Origin of the sequence: Microbacterium sp. NPDC087665 (assembly GCF_044743285.1) — a bacterium.
Lineage (GTDB): Bacteria > Actinomycetota > Actinomycetes > Actinomycetales > Microbacteriaceae > Microbacterium.
In genome coordinates this window covers 138,878-159,916 of sequence record NZ_JBIUWD010000003.1, presented here as the reverse complement: position 1 = coordinate 159,916, position 21,039 = coordinate 138,878, and the positions used below count along the sequence as shown (strand labels likewise).

Genomic DNA, 21,039 nt, shown 5'->3' with positions numbered 1-21,039 from the left:
ACCCTCGGTGCGGGATCGATATGTCACACCAACGGCCCCGGGGACGTGACATATCGATCCCGCAGCGGGCTTGCAGGAGGCGGACGGGATGGCGACGGTCAGCGCGCGGGAATGTGCGCGTCGAGCCAGGACAGCACGTCGGCGCGCACCTCGGCCTGCTGCAGCTCGGCGAAGATCTCGTGCCGGGCGTCGGGGTAGACCAGCGTCGTGACGTCGGTGAGGCCGCTGCGGGTGCGGTACTCCTCGGCGAGCTTGTGCACGCTGATCGGACCGCCCACCGGGTCGTCGCGACCGACGAGCAGCAGCATCGGGATGTCGGCGCCCAGATCCTTCTTCGGGCGTCCATAGAGCTTCGCCGCCTCGATCGGACCGAAGAGCTTCAGCAGCGGCTCGCCCGTGGTGAGCGGGTCGGCGGCGAACGCGGCCCAGACGTTCGGGTCGCGACTGAGCCATTCGTAGCCGGTCGCGTCGGGCCCGGCCCAGCGCGCGTTGAGGGGTGCGGCATTCAGCGATCCGGGCATCCGCAGCGCGGAGCCCGAGAGGATGACGGCATCCCACGCTTCCGGATGCTCGTTCACCAGCATCTGCGCGAGGAACGACCCCCACGAATGCCCGAGCAGCACGAGCGGCAGGTCGGGGTTCTCGTCGTGGATGATCTCGGTGAGCTGCCACACGGCATCCTTCGCGGCGTGCAGCCCGCCTTTGCCCAGGCGCCCGAGCTTCGCGGGCCCGCCGTGCTGGCGGATGCCCGTGCGCCCGTGACCGCGATGGTCGTCGGCGTAGACGTGGAATCCGGCCCCGGTGAGCGCACCGATCAGGGCGCCGTAGCGCCCCGCGTGCTCGCCCACGCCGTGCAGCAGTTGCACGACACCGCGGGGCGTCGTGGTCGCCGGGTGAACGTCGTAGACGATGGCGATGCCGTCGGCATCCGTGAATTCTCGCGTATCCGTCACGGTGCGAGCCTACCGATGAAGCGGACTTTCAGAGACCCAGTGCGTCACGCACCGCGAATGCGGTGTCGCGGTCGGTGACCTCGTAGCCGCCGACGCCGTCGGAGGCCGAGCCCATGCGCACGCCGCTCGCGGCGATCACGCTGCGCTTGGCCGAGAAGTGCACGGCGTCGATGCCGGTCGCGGCGAGCGCGGCGACGTTCGCGGCATCCACTCCGCTGCCTGCCATGATCTCGATGCGTCCGTCGGCGGCGGCGACGAGGGCGCGCAGGGTGTCGATGCCGTCGATCGCGGCGGATGCTCCGCCCGAGGTGAGCACGCGGTGAAGCCCGAGCGCGAGGGCGGTGTCGAGGGTCGCCAGGGGGTCGGGCGAGACGTCGATGGCGCGGTGCAGGGTGACGGATGCTCCGCCCGCCGCGTCGCGCAACCGGGTCATGACGTCGACGTCGAGTCGACCCTGGGCGTCGAGCGCGCCGATCACGACCCCGTCGGCGCCGGCTTCGAGCACGCGGCGGATGTCGCGTTCGGTGATCGCGATCTCGTCGTCGCTGTAGTGGAAGTCGCCGCCGCGCGGGCGCACGAGCACGTGCACCTCGACGCCGGCCGCGCGGGCCGCCTCGATCGAGAGTTCGAGCGTGGCGGGCGACGGGGTGAGCCCGCCCAGGGCGAGGGCGGTCGCGAGCTCGACGCGGGCGGCTCCGACGTCGCCGGCGATGCGCACTCCGGCGGGATCCTGCACGGCCATTTCGAGAGCGAGGGTTCGAGTCACCCCTCTATCCTGCCGGTCGGGATGCCGTGCGCAGAATACTTAGATAGACTAACTAAGTAATGACTGCGCCTGACGACTCCCTCCACCTCACCGCCACGGACCTCCGCATGGCGACGTTCCGCCTCGCCCGACGCCTGCGCAGCGTGCGCGCCGCCGACTCGATGAGCGACGGACAGCTCGCCGTGCTCGCCGACCTGCGCATGTACGGACGCCGCACCATCTCGACCCTCGCCGAGCGCGAGCGCGTGGCCGCCCCCTCGATGACGAACACCATCAACGGCCTCGAAGAGCAGGGCTACGTCGTGCGCACCCCCGACGAAGACGACCGGCGACGCGTGCAGGTCGACATCACCGACGCCGGCTCCGACATCGTGGTCGAGACCATCCGTCAGCGCGACGTGCTGCTGGCCGACATGCTCGCCGAGCTCGACTTCACCGAAGACGAGCTCACGACGCTGCGAGAAGCCAGCATCCTGATGCGACGGGTGACCGACCGATGAGCGCGATGTTCCGTTCGTTCGCGAACATCAACTACCGCATCTGGTTCGCCGGGGCCCTCGTCTCGAACATCGGCGGCTGGATGCAGGCCACCGCTCAGGACTGGGTCGTGCTCACCGAGCTCACCGACAACGACGCCACCGCCATGGGCGTCACGATGGCGCTGCAGTTCGGCCCGCCGCTCGTGCTCGTCAGCCTCACCGGCTGGGTGGCCGACAGGTTCGATCGCCGCCGCATCCTGCTCACCACGCAGGCCCTGCTGCTGCTGCTCGCCATCGCAGTCGGCGTGCTGCTGCTCAACGGTGTGATGACCCTGCCGATGATGTTCGGCTTCGCCCTCGGCTTCGGCGTCGTCAACGCCTTCGACGCCCCGGCTCGCCAGGCCTTCGTGTCCGACATGGTGACGTCATCCGACACCTCCAACGCCGTCGCGCTCAACTCCGCCTCGTTCAACCTCGCACGCATGATCGGCCCCGCCGTGGGTGGCCTGCTGATCGTCGCGATCGGGTCGGGCTGGGTGTTCATCGTAAACGCGGCGACCTTCCTCGCCATGCTGCTCGCGCTGCTGCTGCTGCAGCAGAAGCTGCTCGCGAAGCGCCCGAAGAACCGTGGGCGCGGCGGGCTCGCGGCAGGATTCCGGTACGTGTGGGGCCGCAGCGACCTGCGGGTCGTGTTCGTGACGGTGTTCCTGATCGGTGCGTTCGGCATGAACTTCCCGATCTTCGCGTCGACCATGGCGATCGAGTTCGGCACGGGCGCCGACGGCTACGGAGTGCTCTCGTCGATCCTCGCGATCGGGTCTCTCGTGGGCGCGCTGCTCGCCGCCCGACGCGACCGGGCCCGGGTGCGGGTCGTGATCCTCGCGGCGGGAGGGTTCGGCATCGCGGCGTTCGTGTCGGCGGCGATGCCCACCTACCTCACCTACGGCATCTCGCTGATGTTCACCGGATTCATGATCGTGACGCTGCTCACCACCGCCAACGGGTACGTGCAGATGACCACGGCGCCCGCCCTGCGGGGTCGCGTGCTCGCCCTCTACATGGCCGTGATCATGGGTTCGACGCCGGTCGGAGCCCCGATCGCCGGATGGGTGGCGGATGCCTTCGGGCCCCGCACCGCGATCATGCTCGGCGGCACCGCGGGACTCGTGGCGTGCGCGATCGGCGCGATCTGGGTGTTCACCTCGGGGCGCCTGCACCGCGACGAGAACCGTCGGTTCCTGCTGACGCTCGACGAGACGCGGCCCCTCAGCATCATCGACGAGGTCGACCCGGTGGAGTTCAGCGACGAGGCCGCCGTGACGACGCCGATCCGTCGCCCGCGCGAGTAGCCCGCGCGGTTCCCTCCCCTCCTCCCTCCTCTCCTCCCCTCTTCCCTCCTCCCCTTTGGTGCGGGATCGATATGTCACGTTCCCGGGCCGCGAGGCGTGACATATTGATCCCGCACCGGGGAGAGGGCGGGGAGAGGGCGGGCGGGTCGGCACTGAGTGCGGTCGGCGGCGGCTTGTCAATGGGGTCTTCGGATGCCGGGGGCGGGCGTAGCTTCGGCCCATGGACACCAACACGGAACAGACCCCGCACGCACAGGACCCGGCCGAAGGCGCCCCCGACGTGGGTGTTCCGGAGAGCGGCCAGGGCGGCGCGCTCCAGGGCGACAGCTCGCACGGCGACTCGCCGCGGGGAGCGATCCAGGGCGACGCCGATGAAGACCTCCCCGACGACGAGCACGGCAATCAGGGCGCAGCCCAGGGCGGCGCGCTGCAGGGCGACAGCTCGCACGGAGACTCCCCGCGCGGAGCGATCCAGGGCGATGCCGGCCCCGATCGGGACGACGCTCCGCTCGGCGGGCACGAGACCACCGAAGAGCAGTTGCACGCCGACAACGCGGCCGAGGAGGACTCCCTGAAGACCCTCGACCCCAATGACCCGCCCGCGTAGTCCCCACCGCGCGAGCGTGCGCGCCATCCCCCGTGGCGCCTGAGACACCCCCTTGAGTGCGAGTCATCCCCTTCTCGCACGGTCCACAAGGGGGTGTCTCGCGCGTGAAGGGGTGGTTCGGCGCTGTCAGTCCAGCGGCGGCCACTCGTCGAATCGGTAGACCCGGTCGGCATCCGCGTCGTCGGGCTCAGGGAGCTCCCCGCGCAGATCGGAGTCGTCCCCCCACCACTCGGGGCTGTTGATCTCGACCGTCAGGCTGTCGTCGGACGCCATCGACCACAGGTCGAGCATGAAGCCCTGCGCGTCGGTCCATTGGTTCTGGCGCGTCGTCTGCTCCCAGCCGAGCGCCTCGAGTCGGTCCAGGAACTCCGCGTCCTCGTCGTCGAAGTCCTCAGGCGTGCTCGCCAGCTGGAAGCCGACCTCGATCGTGTAGCACGCAGCATCCGCCGTCATGCATTCGTACGATGTCGAGCCGAACCCGGAGAAGCCCACTTGCTCGCCGTCCTCCTTGCGGATGCGCCAGCCGTCGTCGGAGATCAGCTCGCGCACGGCCGAGAGGCGCTCCTGCGTGAGCGCGTAGTTCTCTTCAGCGCGCTGCACCTGGTCGGCGAGGGGCATCGCGGCGATCTCGGCCAGCGTGTCACCCGCCGCATCGCGCTGCTGCGCGGTCACCTGCACGCCGACGAGCACGCTCGCGACGACCAGCGCCGGTACCGCGAACGCCGCGATCCACGACACGGTCGCCCAGGCGTCGCGGCTCGAGGCAGCCGGTGCGCGCGGCGGCCGCACGAAGATCGCGATCAGGAGCACCGCGCTCCACGCCAGCACCGCGGCAGCGATCGCGCCGAAGAACAGGAACATCTCGTAGTCGCGCGCGAGGGGCACGGTCAGCGTCTCGCGCAGCAGAGACAGCGGCGGACCGGAGTCGCCGGCATCCTGCATCGTGAGCGTCACGGTGACCCAACCCCACCAGTTCACGAAGAGCAGCCAGACAAGAGGGCCCGGGGCCGTCCGGTGACCGCGCTTGCGCAGGACGAACCGTGGCAGCGCGCCGAGCAAGCCCATCGCGGGCAGGAAGATCGGCGAGGTGGTCAGCAGGATAAGGGTGCCCCAGCCGCCCGCGCCGAGGAACCCGTGCACGACGAAGAGCACCGGCAGCACCCAGTTCATCCAGGGCCAGACGGCCCAGACGAAACCGCGGATGCCCCCGGATGTCGGCCGCGACTGCGGTTCCGGCATCTGCCACGCCGGTGCTCCCGCCGCGACCTCCTCCGGATTCTGCTGATAGGTCATGTGCTCCCCCTCCGTCGACAGCCTAACGATGTCGGGGAGGGGGAACGGATGCTGCGGCGCTACGCGCCCAGAACCACCCGGAGCTGTTCGACGGCCCAGTCGAGCTCTGTCGCGCGGATCACGATCGGCGGGGCGATGCGGATCGTCTGGCCGTGCGTGTCCTTCACGAGCACGCCGCGGTCGAGGAGCTTCTCGGCGATCTCGCGACCGGTGCCCTTCGCGGGATCGATGTCGACGCCGGCCCATAGTCCTGCGATGCGAACGGCCGTGACGCCGTGGCCGATGAGCGGTTCGAGGGCGGTGGAGAGGTGGGCGCCGAGGGCGCGGGCGCGCTCCTGGAACTCGCCCGATTCGAGCATCTCGACCACGCGCAGCCCGACGGCTGCCGCGAGCGGGTTGCCGCCGAAGGTCGACCCGTGCTCGCCGGGGCGGATGACCCCGAGCACGTCGGCGTTGCCGACGACGGCCGACACCGGAAGGATGCCGCCACCGAGGGCCTTGCCCAGCAGGTACAGGTCGGGCACGACCTCTTCGCGGTCGCACGCGAACGTCTCGCCCACACGGCCGAGGCCGGCCTGGATCTCGTCGGCGATGAACAGCACGTTCTTCTCGTCGCAGATCTCGCGGATGCGGCGCAGGTACCCCTCCGGCGGAATGACGACGCCGGCCTCACCCTGGATGGGCTCGACGAGCACGGCGGCGGTGTCTTCCGTGATCGCGGCGGCGATGGCATCCGCATCCCCGAAGGGCACCACGTCGAATCCGGGCGTGTACGGCCCGAAGTCGTCGCGGGCGGACTCATCGTCGCTGAAGCTGACGATCGTGGTCGTGCGGCCGTGGAAGTTGCCGGCCGCGACGATGATGCGCGCACGACCCTCGGCGATGCCCTTGACTCGGTAGCCCCAGGCGCGCGCGACCTTGATGCCGGTCTCGACGGCCTCGGCGCCGGTGTTCATCGGCAGCACCATCTCTTTGCCGGCCAGCTTCGCGAGCGCCGCGGCGAACGGCTCGAGGCGATCGCTCTGGAACGCCCGGCTGATCAGCGTCACGCGACCGAGCTGCTCGGTGAGAGCGGCGACGATCGCCGGATGCCGGTGGCCGAAGTTCACGGCCGAGTAGGCCGCGAGCAGGTCGAGGTAGCGCTTGCCCTCGACATCCGTCAGCCACGCTCCCTCACCGCGGGCGATGTTCACCGGCAGCGGGTGATAGTTGTGCGCGACGTGCGGCTCGGTGGTCAGCTCGGCCGCCGAGCCCACCGGGGTCGCTGAGCCCGTCGAAGCGTCGACCGACGTCACTGGGCACCGCGCAGTTCGAGCGTGCAGCACTTGATTCCGCCGCCGCCGAGCAGCAGCTCGGACAGGTCGACCATGATCGGGTTGTAGCCGCGCTCGCGCAGCTGCTTCTCGAAGTCCTTCGCGCGCGGCGAGATGACGACGTTGTATCCGTCGCTGGCCGAGTTGAGGCCGAAGACCGAGCCGTCTTCATCCGAGACGAGGATCGCGTCGGGGAAGCGCTCCTCGAGGATCGCGCGGCTGGCGTCGTCGAACGCGCCGGGGAGGTACGCGATGTTGGCGCGCTCCGGGCCGCCGTTCTCGGCACCCTGCACCGGGTCGAGCACGGCGATCGCCGTGTCGAGGTGGTAGAAACGCGGGTCGGTGAGGGTGAGCGAGACGACCTCGCGGCCGAAGACCTCGCCGACCTCGCGGTGGCTGTCGCCGGTGGAGCGGAAGCCGGTGCCGGCGAGGATCACGTCGCCGACGAGCAGGAAGTCGCCCTCGCCCTCGTTGACCTCTTCGGGGATGACGGTGTCGTAGCCGGCGCCGCGGAACCAGTCGGCGAAAGCGGGAGCCTCGCCCTGGCGCTCGACGAAGCGGAACTTGGGCACGTAGGCGCGACCGTCGATCAGGAAGCCGCCGTTGGCCGTGTAGACCATGTCGGGGTAGCCCGCGAGCGGTTCGATGAGCTCGACCTCGTGACCGAGCTCGAGGTAGAGGTCGTACAGCTTCTGCCACTGCGCGACGGCCTTGGCGGTGTCGGTCGGGTTCGACGGCTCCATCCAGGGGTTGATCGAGTAGTTGACCGTGAAGTGCTCCGGCTTGCACATCAGGTAACGGCGGTGGTGCGCGGTGCGCGCGGGTGCGGATGCCACGGCAGTCTCAGGCGTCGACATGGATGCTCCTCGTATGAAACGGGTGCGGCGGACGCTGTCCAGGGGCCCGGCGGTCCTTCGACCCGCTCGCTCACTCGGAGTCGGCGGGGAAGATGCGACTCGGGCACGCCGCATTCATTCTGTCATCCGCGGGCTGTGGGGCACCAGAGCGGGGGATTCCTGTTTCGGACGCTTCGCGGAACCTGAGGGGTCAAGACACGCCGCGGCGACAGCATCCGATGCGGCGTGTTGTGACCCCTCGCGCTCTTACTGGTCGGCGAGTTCCGCCTTCAGCTGATCTCGCCAGGCGGAGTCGCCCTTCCAGAATTCCCAGAAATCGTCCTTCTTCTCTTCCGGGGCGAGGTCGTCGTAGTACGTCCAGTCACTCTCGACCTGGCGCGTCTTCGTATCGACAGACCAGCGGAACCGCACGGGGGATTTGCCCTGCAGACGGATGAGCAGATCGTGCAGCTCGCTGATTCGAGGGAGGATGAAGGCAGAATTCGCTCTGAACTCGTCCTTGGAGAGCACCTCGGAGTTGTTCAACACTTCAGTGTTCAAGACACCGAAGATCATGTTGCCTTTGGTCATCGTGATCCGGCCTTCGTCGTCATCGGTGACCTTGCCAAGTACGTAGAACTTGTCGACCCGATCGGCGACCTGCTCCCACGTGAAGGCGAGGATCTCATCCTGGATCTGCGAGACCCGTTCAAACCCGGTTGCTTGCGTCATCTTGCTTCCTCCTGCATCGCTTCGGCAGGGTCGTCACACCCTTGCCGAGTCGAGGTCTCCGTCGCGACGGGTGGTGCAAGATGCGACTCGGGCACATTGCGCACATTGTGTCATTCGCCCGGCGCGAGATCCAGGACTCAGGGAGCGCCGAGCACGACGACCTTGCCGACCGTATGCCCGGCCTCGACGTGGGCGAGGGCGGCGGATGCCTCGGCGAAGGGATACTCGCGCTCGATCACCGACCGCAACGAACCCGCGGCGACGAGCGCGAGCAGTTCGCGCACGACGGCGGGCTTCGGGGTAGCGGCGAGCGAGCGGATGCGGCGGCGCGAGCCGACCGAGAGCACGGCGGCTTTCAGCATCCGCGGGATCGGGCCGAGCACGTGCCCGCCGTCACCCGTCACGAGCACGACCGTGCCGCCGTCGCGCACGAGACGCTGCAGCGCGCGCAGCGGGATGCCGCCGGCGATGTCGATCACCGCATCGAAGTGCGCAGCGGGCAGGCCGGCGAGGGGCGCCGTGCGGTGGTCGAGCACGCGCGCGGCTCCGAGCTCCTCGACGAGCGCCCGGTTGCGCTCGCCGCACGTGGCCCAGATCTCGGCGCCGCGCAGGGCGGCGAGCTGCACGGCAAACGTGCCCACTCCCCCGGATGCTCCGATGATCAGCACGCGCTGCGGCTGCTCGGCGGGGGCGATGCGTGCCGCGTCGAGCGCCTGCCAGGCCGTGCCGCCCGCGATCGGGAGGCATGCGGCCTGCGCGACCGAAACCTCGACCGGGCGCACGACGAGACGCGCGGCCGGGGCGACCGCGTACTCGGCGAGCCCGCCGCCGCCGGGCAGCTCGACCACGACCTCGTCGCCGGGCGAGGCATCCGCCACCCCGTCTCCCACGGCCACGATCGTTCCCGCGACATCCATCCCCCGCACCGGATTCTTCGGCTTCGTGAGCCCGAAGATCGGCCGCACGAGCAGCGGGTCGCCGAGCATGAGGCGCACGTCGCCCGCATTGAGCGCCGTCGCGTGCACCCGCAGAAGCACTTCGCCGGGACCGGGTGTCCGGACGGCGATCTGCTGCCGTCGGAATCCGGATGCCGGGCCGTAGGTCTCGTTGCGCCAGGCGGGCATCGTCGCGCCCTGCGTCTCGCTGCGCTCGCTCAGGAACCGCTTCTCGGTCATGTCAATCCTCCGGGTACTGGAAGAGCTCGTCGAGCCCGACTCCGAACGCGCGGGCGATCTGGAAAGCGAGCTCGAGCGTCGGCGAATACTTCTGCTGTTCGATCGCGATCAGGGTCTGCCGGGTGACGCCGATGGTGCGGGCGAGTTCGGCCTGGGTGAGGCCGGCGGCCTCGCGGTGGGTGCGGATGCTGTTCGAGACGAGTGTGGGCTTCACCATCAGACGAGCCCCCGACGGTAGGCGATGACGCGGGCGATGCCCCCGACGATGGCCGAGACCGCGAAGCCCAGGAACATCGTGTTCGCGATCCAGAACACGTCGGCGCCGACCGCGCAGAGCACGATCACCCCGAGCCCGGCGATCACGAGGAACGCCTGTTCGACCCGACCGCCCAGGCGGCTGATGTCGCGGTCGCGGATGTCGGAGCGGCCGGTGCTGTCGGGGTCGCGGCGGTGCGCGATCAGGCCCCACACGATGCTGACGGCAATGGTGACGACGATGCCGAGGCCGATGGCCCAGAGCATGAGGGGGAACCAGTCGACGCTCTCGATCGACCTCCCCGTCGCCTGCTGCAGCACGACGATGACGTACGCCGGGATGACGATCAGGCTGATGATGAGTCCCGACCAGGCGTTGCGTTCTTCGTAGACCACGACACACCTCCATGTAAAAGATTCTTGACACGAGAGTATGCCCAGCCCGAGTGTGTGTCAAGAATCTTTTACATCGTCATCACTCCGCGTCGGGCGGAGAACTCCCTGTTGGGCGGAGAAATGAGGCGAGAGTCTCCGCCCAACGGCGAGATCTCCGCCCCACACGACGCGTCGCGAGCGACCCAGCCCCTAGATCACCTCGGCGAAGACCGGGTCGGGGTTGCCGAAGCGGTGCGCGGTGATCGAGATCGCCTGCTCGTGCACGAAGGGCAGCAGCTCGAGACGGCCGGCCGAGGTCACTTCGCCGTCGTACACGGCGACATCCGGGTCGCCGTCGACGGCGCGCGCCAGCGCCGCGCGAAGCGCCGCCACCCCGGCGCGTGAACCGATCAGGCGGATGCGCGAGGCCCGCGGCGCGGACACCACCTCGCCCTCGGCATCCGCTTCCGCTTCCGAGCGCGAGCGCGAGCGCCCCACCCGTGCCAGCCACTCGTCGTCGCTCTCGAGGAACACCGCCGCGTCGAGGTCGCCGAGCGCGTGCCGCACCTCGGCCGGGAGCCCCGCCGACACCGACAGCACGAACCGCGCGCCGGCGCGCACCGCGGCGAGCACCGTGCGCAGCACCTCCTGCAGCGGAGCATCCGCCGTGGCACGCAGCTCGACGGGCAGCGGGCGGTATCGGAAGAGATTGCGCTCGACCCCCAGGTGCGACACGTCGCGCACCTGGCCGAACTCGCGGTCCCAGGCCAGGGCGTCCGACAGGGCGGAGCGCCGCAACCACTCGAAAGTGTCGAAGCTCAGCGACGGCTGCGCCGACTCGATGAGCGCGGTGATGCGCGAATCGAGGCCGCGCAGGTGCAGCGTGCTCGACGGCGTCGAGCCGGGTCGCGAGCGCCACGACCCTAGGCCGATCAGGTAGTTCGGACCGCCCGCCTTGGTGCCGGGTCCGACCGACGAGCGCTTCCATCCGCCGAACGGCTGGCGCTGCACGATCGCGCCGGTGATGCCGCGGTTGACGTAGAGGTTTCCGGCCTGCACGCGGTCGAGCCAGAGGGCGAGGTCGTCGGGGTCCTGCGTGTGCAGGCCCGCGGTCAGGCCGTAGTCGACGGCGTTCTGCAGTTCGATGGCCGCAGCCAGCGTCGTCGCGTACATGACGCCGAGCACGGGTCCGAAGAACTCCTCGAGGTGGAACCGCGATCCGGCCCGCACGCCGACGCGCACACCCGGACGCCACAGGCGCCCACGTCCGTCGTCGCCGGGGGCGAGCGCCGGCTCGATCAACCACTTCTCATCGCCCTCGAGCTGCGAGAGCGCCCAGGCGAGCTTGCCCTGGGGCTTCTCGATCACCGGGCCGACCTCGGCGAGCGGGTCCGTGGGCCAGCCGACGTGCAGTGAGCGCACGGCATCCGACAGCTGCCGTGCGAAGCGCTGCGAGCGACCGACCGGCCCGACGAGGATCGCGAGCGACGCGGCCGAGCACTTCTGCCCCGCATGCCCGAAGGCGCTCTTGACCAGGTCGGCGACAGCCAGGTCGAGATCGGCCGAGGGGGTGATGATCATGGCGTTCTTGCCGCTGGTCTCGGCGAGCAGGGGCAGGTCGGGGCGCCACGAGCGGAACAGGGCGGCGGTGTCCCACGAGCCGGTCAGGATCACGCGATCGACGGCCTCGTGCGTGATGAGCTGCTGCCCGAGATCGCCTTCTTCGATGTCGACGAGCGCGAGCACATCGCGCGGGATGCCCGCCTGCCACAGCGCCTCGGCGACGACCGCCGCACAGCGCCGCGCCTGCGGGGCCGGCTTGAAGACGACGCCCGACCCAGCGGCGAGCGCGGCCAGCACACCACCCGCGGGGATCGCGATCGGGAAGTTCCACGGAGGGGTGACGACGGTGACGGATGCCGGCACGAACGCCGCGCCCGAGATCGCGTCGAGCTCGCGCGCCTTGGCCGCGTAATAGCGGGCGAAGTCGACGGCCTCGCTGACCTCGACGTCGGCCTCGGCGAACACCTTGCCGGTCTCGGATGCCGCGACCTCGATCAGTTCGCCGCGCCGCGATTCGAGCGCGGCGGCCGCGCGCAGCAGCACCTCGGCCCGTTCGGCGGCGGGGCGCGTGCCCCAGCGGGGCGCAGCATCCTGCACCCGTCGCACGATGCGTTCGAGATCGGATGCCTCGTCGACGCGCGCCGCGGACAGGGTCTCGAACCCGGCCGTCGACCCGGGGATGCGCGCACGCACGTCGCGGGCCCACTCGCGGTTCGCGGGGAGGGCGGGGTCGCTGTCGACGGCGTTGGTGAACCCGGGAGCGCCGGAGGTCTCGTCGACGAGTTCGCGCGGCGAATACACCGCCGTCTCGAGGAACGGTTCGCCGTCGAATCCGTCGAACCCGGACGATCCGCGCGAGATGCCGAGAACGGCCTTGGTCAGATCGGTCTCGGGCTGCGGGTCGGCGAAGATCGGGCGCACGGATTCGTGCATCGGCGCCAGGCGATCCTGGGTGCGGCGCGGCCCCCGCCAGAGCGTCGTGTCGGTGGAGCGGTCGAGCGCGGCGAGGAACCGGTTCTGTTCACGCTGGAACAGCGTCTCGTCGTCGCCGAGCTGGAACGCCGCCGAGAGGAAGTTGTCGCTCGACGCGTTCTCCTCCAACCGCCGCACGAGGTAGCTGATCGCCACGTCGAACTCGGCGGGCGCCACCACCGGCACGTACAGCAGCACGGGGCCGACCTCGCGCGCGACGGCCTGCACCTGCCCCTGAGCCATGCCGAGCAGCATCTCGAACTCGACCTGCTCGCGCACGCCGCGCTCCCCCGCCAGCAGCCAGGCGTAGGCGATGCCGAAGAGGTTGTGCCCGGCGATGCCGAGGTGCACGGCCGAGGTGTGACCGGGCTGCAGCGCCCAGTCGAGGCAGCGCAGGTAGTTGGCATCGGTGTCGAGCTTGGTGTCGTAGGTCGCGGGCTCCCACCCGTGCATCGTCGCCTCGACCCGCTCCATCGCGAGGTTCGCCCCCTTGACGAGCCGCACCTTGATGGGAACGCCTCCACGGTCGACGCGGTCCTGCGCCCACGCCGTCAGCTCCTGCAGCGCGGGGAGCGCATCGGGCAGGTACGCCTGCAGCACGATGCCCGCGCGCAGGTTCTGCAGACGCGGATCCTCGAGGATGCGCGTGAACACCGCGATCGTCAGATCGAGGTCGCGGTACTCCTCCATGTCGAGGTTGATGAAGGTCTGGTCGGAGGACGCCGTCAGGTACAGCGGCATCAACCTCTCGACGACCTGGGCGACGACCTCGTCGAACGCCCACATCGAGATGTGGCTGACGACGGCCGAGACCTTCACCGATACGTAGTCGACATCGGGGCGCCGGATCAGATCGTGGATGCCGTCGAGCCGGCGCTGCGCCTCGGTCTCACCGAGCACCGCCTCGCCGAGCAGGTTGAGGTTGAGGCGGGCGCCCGACTCGCGGATCTTCGCGATCGCGGGGCCGAGCTTGGCGGGGCGGGCATCGACCACGAGATGCCCGACCATGTCGCGCAGCACGCGCCGCGCGATGGGCACGACGGGCGACGGCAGGATCGGGGCCATGCCCCCGCCGAGCTTGACGGCGCCACGCACGTACCAGGGCAGGAACTCGGGCACGATCGGCGCGATCCGGTGCAGGCGCGAAGCCGCGGCCCCGAGACTCTCGGGCCGCATCACGCCGTCGACGAAGCCGAGCGTGAAGGGCAGCCCGTTCGCGTCTTGCAGCACGCCGGCGAGACGCGCGGCTGCCGGGTCGACGTCGGCCGCTGCGGCCTCGATCACCCAGCGACGGGCGAGTTCGACGGCCTGTTCGGCGATCGGGGCGGATGCCGCAGCATCCGATTCGGGAGACGACGACTCTGCCATGGTTCCCACACTAGGACGGCGGCGGGGTCTCGGCCCGCTGCCTCGCCCGTCGTGGCGCGGGTTTCGGGGCGCCGCGTCGGGCTTTCTCGCACAACTTCGGAGATCCGAGCCGACTCGCCGTCGGACGGATGCCTCACCCGGGGTGTCGCGCGACGATCTCCGAAGCCGTGCGGGACGGAGCGCCCCGGAACCACCGGTTCGACGCAGGGACCACGAGCAGTACGCACTGCACGGCGACGGCCAGAATCCCCCCGATGCCCCAGTCCACGGGCTGCACGGCCAGGCACACGATGAGCACGAGCGCCTGCATGGCCACGAGCCACTGCGCCCACGTCGCACGGCGGACGATGCCGATGACGACCGCGACGTTGACGAGGAGTCCGAGCACGGTGAGTCCGATCCAGACCGCCACGGGCAGACCGAGCGCTCCGATCGCGAACACGCCACCCACGACCCAGGCGATGCCGAAGATCGCGGCGAGCACCATCACGAGCATCGTCGCCACCGGCGTCCGCTCGCGTCGCGTCTGTCCGGTGCGCTCGCTCCGCTCGGTCATGATCCCCCTCCGCGACCGCGCATCGTCGGAGATGCGAAGACGAACCCTCACCCTACGGCGGGTTCAACCCGGGTGTCGAGGCCCGTCAGTTCCAGACGCTCGGGGCCGACTGCCGCACGGGCGGCAGGGCGGATGCCGCGGCCCAATCGTGCACCCACGCATCGATCTCGGGCACGCCCTCGGGCTTGCCGACCGCGGCGAACAGCTCCTCGTTCTTCACGGTGCCACCCGAGCGGCGCAGCATCCGCGCCCGCACGATGGCCCGCGCATAGATCTCGCCGTCGACGACCGCGCGGTGCTCCATGAACAGCGCCTTCTCGTCATGGCCGATGAACCGCGACTGCACCTCGAACCTCTGCCAGAGCTCGAGCGACTTGCGGAACGTGACGGTCTCGCTCGACACGACCGCGTACCAGCCGTTGTCCTTCATCGCATCGAACAGCCCGGTGCGGATGAGCAGATCCCACCGCCCCAGATCGAACAGCGACAGGTACCGGCCGTTGTTCATGTGGCGCAGGATGTCGATGTCGGTCGGCAGCGTGGTCAGACGGATACTCCCCACCGCCGTCGGATCGAGCGTCTTGCCGCGCCGCACGCGGCGGCGGGCACGGAGGATCACGAGGAGGGTGCGCCAGATCACGTTCACGAGGATCGATCGTATCCATCGGCGCATGATCTGCGAACATCGTTGTCGGAATCCTCCAGCAGCACAGAACGGCTTGTGGGGAGCATCCACTCGATTTCCGCTTCACGGATGCCGCGCGTAGAGTCACGATCATGAGCGCCGAAGCCCAGCCAGAAGTCATTGTCCGTCCGGTCCGTGATGTCGATGCGGAAGCCCTCGGTCGTGTGCACGCGCAGTGCTGGCACGAGACCTACGACCACCTGATCAGCAAGGCCGCCCTCGAGCGGGTCTCGCCCCGCCGCATGGCCGAGCTATGGACGCACTGGGCCTCGCAGGGCCCGGACTTCACCATGAACGCCGCGCTCGTCGACGGGGAGATCGTCGGCTTCGCCGGTTCCGGCCCCGCCCGCGACAAGGATGCCCCGGCATTCCGCGAGCTCTACTTCATCTACCTGCTCGACGCGCTGCACGGCACCGGCATCGGCCAGAAGCTGTTCGACGCCGCCGTCGAGAAGGACGAGCCGCTGTACCTGTGGGTCGCCGAGGACAACCCCCGCGCGCACCGCTTCTACACGCGCAACGGCTTCACGCTCGACGGCGCCAGCCACACCGAGCCGTTCCTCGGCGAGACGCTCACCGAGGTGCGCTTCGTGCGCTGATCGCACCTCGCAATTCCTCAGAATCGGCCCCGGATGCTCTGCATGCGGGGCCGATTCTATGTGTCCGGACGGTTCTCGAGGAGTTGTGAACGCCTCAGCGCCCCGACACCTGCCCGAAGGCCTTCGCGATCGGCGCGAGCACGAGAGGCCGAGCGGCCACCCAGGCGCCGATGATCACGACGAGCGACACGATGAACACCCAGAAGCCCGTCCACGTCGCCGCGTCCTGCGAGGCGTACATGTGGTTCAGGTTGCGCAGGAATCCGGTCAGCATCACGAGCGCGACGTGGGCGATGATGAACGCCACGAAGTACAGCATGATCGGGAAGTGCAGGGCCCGCGCCCACTCCACCGGGTACGCCTTCGACAGGCGCTCGGCCTTCTTGGGCCACATGCCCGACATGCGGAACCCGGTGATCGCGGCCAACGGGGCGGCGATGAACACCGTCACGAAGTAGGCGAGCTGCTGCAGGCTGTTGTAGTTGTTCCAGCCGTTCTCGTGCGGCCAGTCGAACGACACGTACTGCAGGGCCGCCGAGAGCGCATTCGGGAAGACGTCCCAGCTCGTCGGCACGATGCGCACCCAGTGGCCGGTCACGATCAGCAGCACCACGAAGATCACGCCGTTCACGAGCCACAGGATGTCGAGCGCCTGGTGGAACCACAGCGTCAGGCTGATCTTGCCCTTGGGGTTGTTGCGCGGCGACCAGAACACGGTCGGCCGCTTCTCGGTGCGCACGCGCAGGCCCGAGCGGATGATCAGCACCATCAGGAACACGTTGAAGAAGTGCTGCCACCCGATCCACGGCGCGAAGCCCGGCTCGACGGCGATCGGCGACACGTACTCGCCCGGGAACGCCGCGAGGAAGTCCTGCATGAACGGGAAGCTCAGCAGCGTGCGCACGAACGCCACTGCGGCCGCGGCGAGAACACCGAGGGCTGCCGCGCCGAACAGCACGGCGATGCCCTGCGTCCAGGTCGGGCGGGGGCGAGCGGATGCTGCGGGCAGCGTGATGTGGCGGGGCGCGCGGCCGTTCCAGGCCGTGGGCGTGCGCGGGGTCGTGGTGGCGACTGGTTCGAGGGCGGGTTCGAGGGTCGCGGGCGGGGACGCTTCCACAGGCTCAGCGACCAACTCCTGAACCCCTGAGCCGATCTGGGTCGCTGAGCTCGTCGAAGGGCCGGGCACAACCGAAGGGCCCGTGACGACAGGAGCAGTCCCGGCCGGCGGCCAGGGCTCGCCACCCGGAGTGCGCGGCAGACCGCGGCGGATGCCGGAGGCGACGGGAGTCTCGGAGGGGGACGCTTCGACGGGCTCAGCGACCCAGTTCTGCTCAGCGCGAGGCTCCGCCACCGGGGTTCCTGGCCCTGCCGAAGGGCCTGCGGCCGCGGGAATCTGGGTCCCTGAGCTCGTCGTAGGGTCCGGCACATCAGGAGCAGCGCCGACCGGCGGCCACGGCTCGCCGCCCGGAGTGCGCGGCAGGCCGCGGCGGATGCTCGATGCTGCGGGCGACTCGTGGGGGGACGCTTCGACAGCCTCAGCGACCCGCTCCTGCGCGACGCCCGGCTGCTGCGCGGAGGCCGCTTCCCGCGCGGAGGCCGACGTGAGAACCTCGGCCTCTGCAAGGGCCTCGGCCCCTGAGCCCGTCGAGGGCAGCTCCCCGCCCGCACCCGCAGGGGGCCAGGGCTCACCGCCGGGCACGCGCGGCAGACCGCGGCGCAGCATCCGCCCCTCCTGTGCCTCAGCGACCATGAACTCCCCTACTTCCGGGCGTCGAGGGCGGCGATGATCTGCGGAACGACCGTGAACAGATCGCCGACGATACCGAAATCGGCGACGTCGAAGATCGGGGCTTCGCCGTCTTTATTGATCGCGACGATCGTCTTCGAGGTCTGCATGCCGGCGCGGTGCTGGATCGCCCCCGAGATGCCGAGTGCGACGTACAGCTGCGGCGACACCGAGACGCCGGTCTGGCCGACCTGGTGCGACTGCGGGATGTATCCGGCATCGACGGCGGCACGCGAGGCGCCGACCGCGGCACCGAGGGCATCGGCGAGCTCTTCGACGAGTACGAACTTCTCCTTCGAGGCGAGTCCGCGACCGCCCGAGACGACCCGGGTCGCGCCGCGCAGCTCGGGCCGCGACGATGCCACCTCGACCGCTTCGACAGCGCCGACGGATGCCGCGACCGCACCGGAACCGGTGGCCTCCAGCGCCTCGACGACCGGCGAAGCGACGGCTTCGCTACGGGCGTCGACCGCGCCCTGGCGCACCGTGATGACCGGTGCGCCGTAGGTGGGCGCGGAGTCGACGAGGTAGGCCCCGCCGTAGACGGAGTGGTGGGCGACGACGCCCTCGTCATCGCGCGAGACGCCGACCGCATCGACCGAGAGGGCGCTTTTCGTGCGCACGGCGAGGCGCGCGGCGGCATCGCGCCCGGCGATCGAGTTCGACACCAGCACCGCGTCGGGCTGCACGCGCTCGAACGCGGCGTGCAGCGCATCGACCACGGGCACGGTGAGGGCGGCGGCATCGGCATCGGCGGTCAGGACGACGGATGCTCCGAGCGCGGCGACCGCGGAGGCCGTCTCGTCCGAGCCGCCGACGACGAGCGCGACGGGCGCACCGATCGTCGAAGCGGCACCGATCAGGGCGGCGGTGCTGCTGGCGGGGTTGCCCGCGGGGTCGACGTCGACGAGCACGAGGATCGGGTTCTCGGGGTAGCCCATGTCACACCAGCCTGTTCTGAACGAGGTAGTCGACGAGCTGCTGCGCGGCATCGCCCTCATCGGTGATCTTCACGCCCGCGGCGCGCGGGGGCTTCTCGGCGACGGACGTCATGATCGTGCGCGGAGCCGCACCGGGATCGGCCGAGACATCGAGGTCGGCCAGCGTGAGCTGCTCGACCGGCTTCTTCTTCGCGGCCATGATGCCCTTGAAGTTGGGGAACCGGGCATCCGGCAGCGCCTCGGTGATCGAGATCACGGCGGGGAGCGGCGCGGTGACCGACTGTGACCCGAAGTCGCTCGCGCGGGTGCCGGTGACGGCATCCGCCCCGATCTCGACCGTCGTGAGGGCCGTCGCCTGCGCCCAGCCGAGATGTTCGGCGAGCATCGCCGGGATCACCCCGCCCGAGCCGTCGGTCGACAGGTTGCCGGTGATGACGAGGTCGGGAGCCGCACGGCGGATCGCGGCGGCCAGCACCTCGGCGGTGAGTCCGAGATCGGCACCGGCGAGCTGCTCGTCGGCGACGTGCACGGCGGATGCCGCACCGATCGCGAGCGCGCGCCGCACCGTGGCCGTCGACCCCTCGGGGGCCATCGAGAGGGCGACCACTTCGGTGCCCTCGTTCTTGTCGGCGTGGCTCAGCGCCACTTCGAGCGCACGCTCGGTGATCTCGTCGAGCACCACGTCTCCGGCGGCTCGATCGGCGAGGCCGGTCTCGAGATTCAGCTTGCGGTCGCCATAGGTGTCTGGCACCTCTTTGACCAGGACGAAGATCTTCATCGATTGCTCCTCACGACTGATTCGATTCTAGCCCTGCGGCACTGCGTGCCACCTCTGATGAAACTGGGAACCACCGCTCGCGGCATCCGCTCAGCGACGCACACGGCAGGTACCGTAGAGGCGTGGTCCGACCCCGCCCGTTGCCCGTCGATCCGCTCGCCGAGGCGAAGCGGCAGTGGCTCGCGCACGGATGGGCGGACGCCGCCGACGGCATGGCGCTCGTCACCTCGGTCATGCGCGCTCAACAGCTTTTGCTCGCGCGCGTCGACGCCGCACTCAAGCCCTTCGCGCTGAGCTTCGCGCGCTACGAGGTGCTGCGACTGCTCGCGTTCAGCCGCGAAGGACGCCTGCCCCTGTCGAGCGTCGTCGCCCGCCTGCAGGTGCACGCGACGACGGTGACCAGCACCGCCGAGCGCCTCGTGCGCGACGGACTGATCGTGCGCGAGCCGCATCCGCACGACGGGCGCGCCGCCCTGCTCGCGCTCACCCCCTCGGGACGCGATCTCGTCGAACGCGCGACGACCGCCCTCAACGCCGACGTGTTCGCGCACCCCGGAGTCGATGGCGCAGACGCCGAAGAACTCGTCGCGATCGTCGCGCGCCTGCGCAAGGATGCCGGTGACTTCACCGATCCGCGTCCTGCGCCGGAGCCCCTCTGACATGGCGCAGTTCGTGCTCGAGACCGTGATCGCCGCACCCGTCGCGGCGGTGTTCGCGGCATCCCTCGATCCCGAGCTGCACGTGCGGTCGATGGCCGCGCACGGCGAGACGATGGTCGAGGCGCCCGCCGGGGGCGTGTTCACCGAGGGCTCGACCGCGACGTGGCGCGCGCGGCACTTCGGCATCCCGTTCCGACTGCGGTCGGTGGTGTTCTCCATCGACGCGCCCCACGGATTCCGCGACCGGCAGATCTCCGGGCCCTTCGCCGCGTTCCTGCACGTGCACACCTTCGCGGAGCATCCGCGGGGCACACTCATGCGCGACGTCGTCACATTCCGCTCGCCCTGCGGACCGATCGGGCGCGCGGTCGACCGGCTGTTCATGCGGCGGTACATGCGCGGCGTGATCGCCGAGAGAAACCGCGTACTCGTGGCGGAACTCGAACAGCGGTGAGGGCGGCGTATCCTCTCGGCATGAGTGAACTGCGCATCCACACCGTTCTCGCAGGCCGGGGACCCGCCGCCGCGATCGTCCTCACCGACGCGCAGGTCGAATCGTTCGGCGCGGGCAAGGCGTTCCCGGTCGCCGTCACGATCGGCGACCGCACCGCCCGTCTGCGTCTCGCGCGCATGGGAGGCCAGAACATGATCGGCTTCAGCAAGGCCGTGCGCGCCGAACTGGGCGTCGAGATCGACCAGGAGGTCGACGCCGTGATCCGGCTCGACGCGGGCGAGCGCACGGTCGAGGTGCCCGCCGAGCTCGCCGCCGCGCTCGACGCCGATCCGGCCCTGCGCACCGCCTTCGACGCGCTCGCCTACTCGGCCCGCAAGGAGCACGCCCGCTCGGTCGCCGAAGCCAAGCAGGATGCCACGCGCGAGCGGCGCATCGCGAAGGTCATCGAGGCGCTGCAGGGCTGAGACGGTCGCCAGCCCTTCATAACTCCTCAAGAACCCGACAGTCGGTCGCGAAACCGGCGATCCGCGGCGAAACTGCCGCAT

General features: G+C 69.9%; 22 protein-coding genes. 7 read left to right on the top strand and 15 right to left on the bottom strand.

What is annotated here, in order from left to right; translation table 11 throughout:
• Positions 1–98 precede the first annotated feature (98 nt).
• Entirely contained in the window at positions 99–953 is an 855-nt protein-coding gene (locus ACIOSY_RS07455; protein WP_400851430.1) for an alpha/beta fold hydrolase, read from the bottom strand.
• Between the two features lie 28 nt (positions 954–981).
• Positions 982–1,719, bottom strand: coding sequence for a copper homeostasis protein CutC (locus ACIOSY_RS07450; RefSeq protein WP_400851427.1), 738 nt, complete (start codon positions 1,717–1,719; stop codon positions 982–984).
• Positions 1,720–1,778: 59 nt separating this feature from the next.
• On the opposite strand from ACIOSY_RS07450, the gene ACIOSY_RS07445 reads away from it, so the two are divergent.
• The 3 genes from ACIOSY_RS07445 (at position 1,779) to ACIOSY_RS07435 (ending at position 4,154) form a co-directional block, all read left to right on the top strand.
• The gene (locus ACIOSY_RS07445) at positions 1,779–2,219 is read left to right on the top strand and encodes a MarR family winged helix-turn-helix transcriptional regulator (protein ID WP_400851424.1); all 441 of its coding nucleotides are present in this window, start codon (positions 1,779–1,781) and stop codon (positions 2,217–2,219) included.
• Positions 2,220–2,224: 5 nt separating this feature from the next.
• Positions 2,225–3,547 (top strand): MFS transporter, encoded by a 1,323-nt coding sequence (locus ACIOSY_RS07440; RefSeq protein WP_400851421.1) that lies wholly within the window; start codon positions 2,225–2,227, stop codon positions 3,545–3,547.
• A gap of 220 nt (positions 3,548–3,767) precedes the next feature.
• Positions 3,768–4,154: a hypothetical protein gene (locus tag ACIOSY_RS07435; protein ID WP_400851418.1), complete on the top strand. Its 387-nt coding sequence runs from the start codon at positions 3,768–3,770 to the stop codon at positions 4,152–4,154.
• 126 nt (positions 4,155–4,280) lie between these two features.
• On the opposite strand, the gene ACIOSY_RS07430 is transcribed toward ACIOSY_RS07435, so the two are convergent.
• The 10 genes from ACIOSY_RS07430 to ACIOSY_RS07385 all read right to left on the bottom strand — a co-directional run bounded on the left by ACIOSY_RS07430 (position 4,281) and on the right by ACIOSY_RS07385 (position 15,238).
• Positions 4,281–5,447 (bottom strand): hypothetical protein, encoded by a 1,167-nt coding sequence (locus tag ACIOSY_RS07430; protein ID WP_400851415.1) that lies wholly within the window; start codon positions 5,445–5,447, stop codon positions 4,281–4,283.
• A gap of 59 nt (positions 5,448–5,506) precedes the next feature.
• Positions 5,507–6,703, bottom strand: a complete 1,197-nt coding sequence (gene rocD, locus ACIOSY_RS07425; RefSeq protein ID WP_400852622.1) for an ornithine--oxo-acid transaminase — start codon at positions 6,701–6,703, stop codon at positions 5,507–5,509.
• A 35-nt stretch (positions 6,704–6,738) separates the two neighbouring features.
• On the bottom strand, positions 6,739–7,617 hold the full coding sequence (gene ddaH, locus ACIOSY_RS07420; protein WP_400851412.1) for a dimethylargininase: 879 nt from the start codon (positions 7,615–7,617) through the stop codon (positions 6,739–6,741).
• Positions 7,618–7,863: 246 nt separating this feature from the next.
• Complete coding sequence (locus tag ACIOSY_RS07415) at positions 7,864–8,328, bottom strand: hypothetical protein (RefSeq protein WP_400851409.1); 465 nt, start codon at positions 8,326–8,328, stop codon at positions 7,864–7,866.
• Between the two features lie 137 nt (positions 8,329–8,465).
• Positions 8,466–9,503: an NAD(P)-dependent alcohol dehydrogenase gene (locus tag ACIOSY_RS07410; RefSeq protein WP_400851406.1), complete on the bottom strand. Its 1,038-nt coding sequence runs from the start codon at positions 9,501–9,503 to the stop codon at positions 8,466–8,468.
• A 1-nt stretch (position 9,504) separates the two neighbouring features.
• Positions 9,505–9,720: a helix-turn-helix transcriptional regulator gene (locus ACIOSY_RS07405; RefSeq protein ID WP_400851403.1), complete on the bottom strand. Its 216-nt coding sequence runs from the start codon at positions 9,718–9,720 to the stop codon at positions 9,505–9,507.
• On the bottom strand, positions 9,720–10,154 hold the full coding sequence (locus tag ACIOSY_RS07400; RefSeq protein WP_400851400.1) for a hypothetical protein: 435 nt from the start codon (positions 10,152–10,154) through the stop codon (positions 9,720–9,722). Before ACIOSY_RS07400 ends, ACIOSY_RS07405 begins: the two co-directional genes overlap by 1 nt.
• A gap of 189 nt (positions 10,155–10,343) precedes the next feature.
• Positions 10,344–14,036 (bottom strand): proline dehydrogenase family protein, encoded by a 3,693-nt coding sequence (locus ACIOSY_RS07395; protein ID WP_400851397.1) that lies wholly within the window; start codon positions 14,034–14,036, stop codon positions 10,344–10,346.
• A 133-nt stretch (positions 14,037–14,169) separates the two neighbouring features.
• On the bottom strand, positions 14,170–14,592 hold the full coding sequence (locus tag ACIOSY_RS07390; protein WP_400851394.1) for a hypothetical protein: 423 nt from the start codon (positions 14,590–14,592) through the stop codon (positions 14,170–14,172).
• A gap of 85 nt (positions 14,593–14,677) precedes the next feature.
• Complete coding sequence (locus ACIOSY_RS07385) at positions 14,678–15,238, bottom strand: acyl-CoA thioesterase (RefSeq protein ID WP_400851391.1); 561 nt, start codon at positions 15,236–15,238, stop codon at positions 14,678–14,680.
• Between the two features lie 131 nt (positions 15,239–15,369).
• On the opposite strand from ACIOSY_RS07385, the gene ACIOSY_RS07380 reads away from it, so the two are divergent.
• Entirely contained in the window at positions 15,370–15,876 is a 507-nt protein-coding gene (locus tag ACIOSY_RS07380) for a GNAT family N-acetyltransferase (RefSeq protein WP_400851388.1), read from the top strand.
• A gap of 94 nt (positions 15,877–15,970) precedes the next feature.
• Here ACIOSY_RS07380 and ACIOSY_RS07375 read toward each other — a convergent pair whose 3' ends face one another.
• Genes ACIOSY_RS07375 through ACIOSY_RS07365 form a run of 3 tightly spaced genes read right to left on the bottom strand, consistent with a single transcriptional unit; the run spans position 15,971 to position 19,381 of the window.
• A complete protein-coding gene (locus tag ACIOSY_RS07375) occupies positions 15,971–17,626 on the bottom strand; it encodes a cytochrome b/b6 domain-containing protein (RefSeq protein ID WP_400851385.1) in 1,656 nt (551 codons plus the stop codon).
• Between the two features lie 8 nt (positions 17,627–17,634).
• A complete protein-coding gene (locus ACIOSY_RS07370; RefSeq protein WP_400851382.1) occupies positions 17,635–18,603 on the bottom strand; it encodes an electron transfer flavoprotein subunit alpha/FixB family protein in 969 nt (322 codons plus the stop codon).
• A 1-nt stretch (position 18,604) separates the two neighbouring features.
• On the bottom strand, positions 18,605–19,381 hold the full coding sequence (locus ACIOSY_RS07365; protein WP_400851379.1) for an electron transfer flavoprotein subunit beta/FixA family protein: 777 nt from the start codon (positions 19,379–19,381) through the stop codon (positions 18,605–18,607).
• 122 nt (positions 19,382–19,503) lie between these two features.
• On the opposite strand from ACIOSY_RS07365, the gene ACIOSY_RS07360 reads away from it, so the two are divergent.
• The 3 genes from ACIOSY_RS07360 to ACIOSY_RS07350 are packed head-to-tail and all read left to right on the top strand — an operon-like array spanning position 19,504 to position 20,958.
• Positions 19,504–20,040, top strand: a complete 537-nt coding sequence (locus ACIOSY_RS07360) for a MarR family winged helix-turn-helix transcriptional regulator (protein WP_400851376.1) — start codon at positions 19,504–19,506, stop codon at positions 20,038–20,040.
• A complete protein-coding gene (locus ACIOSY_RS07355) occupies positions 20,000–20,494 on the top strand; it encodes an SRPBCC family protein (RefSeq protein ID WP_400851372.1) in 495 nt (164 codons plus the stop codon). The genes ACIOSY_RS07360 and ACIOSY_RS07355 overlap by 41 nt, the downstream gene beginning before the upstream one ends.
• 20 nt (positions 20,495–20,514) lie before the next feature.
• On the top strand, positions 20,515–20,958 hold the full coding sequence (locus tag ACIOSY_RS07350) for a YdeI/OmpD-associated family protein (RefSeq protein ID WP_400851369.1): 444 nt from the start codon (positions 20,515–20,517) through the stop codon (positions 20,956–20,958).
• Positions 20,959–21,039 lie beyond the last annotated feature (81 nt).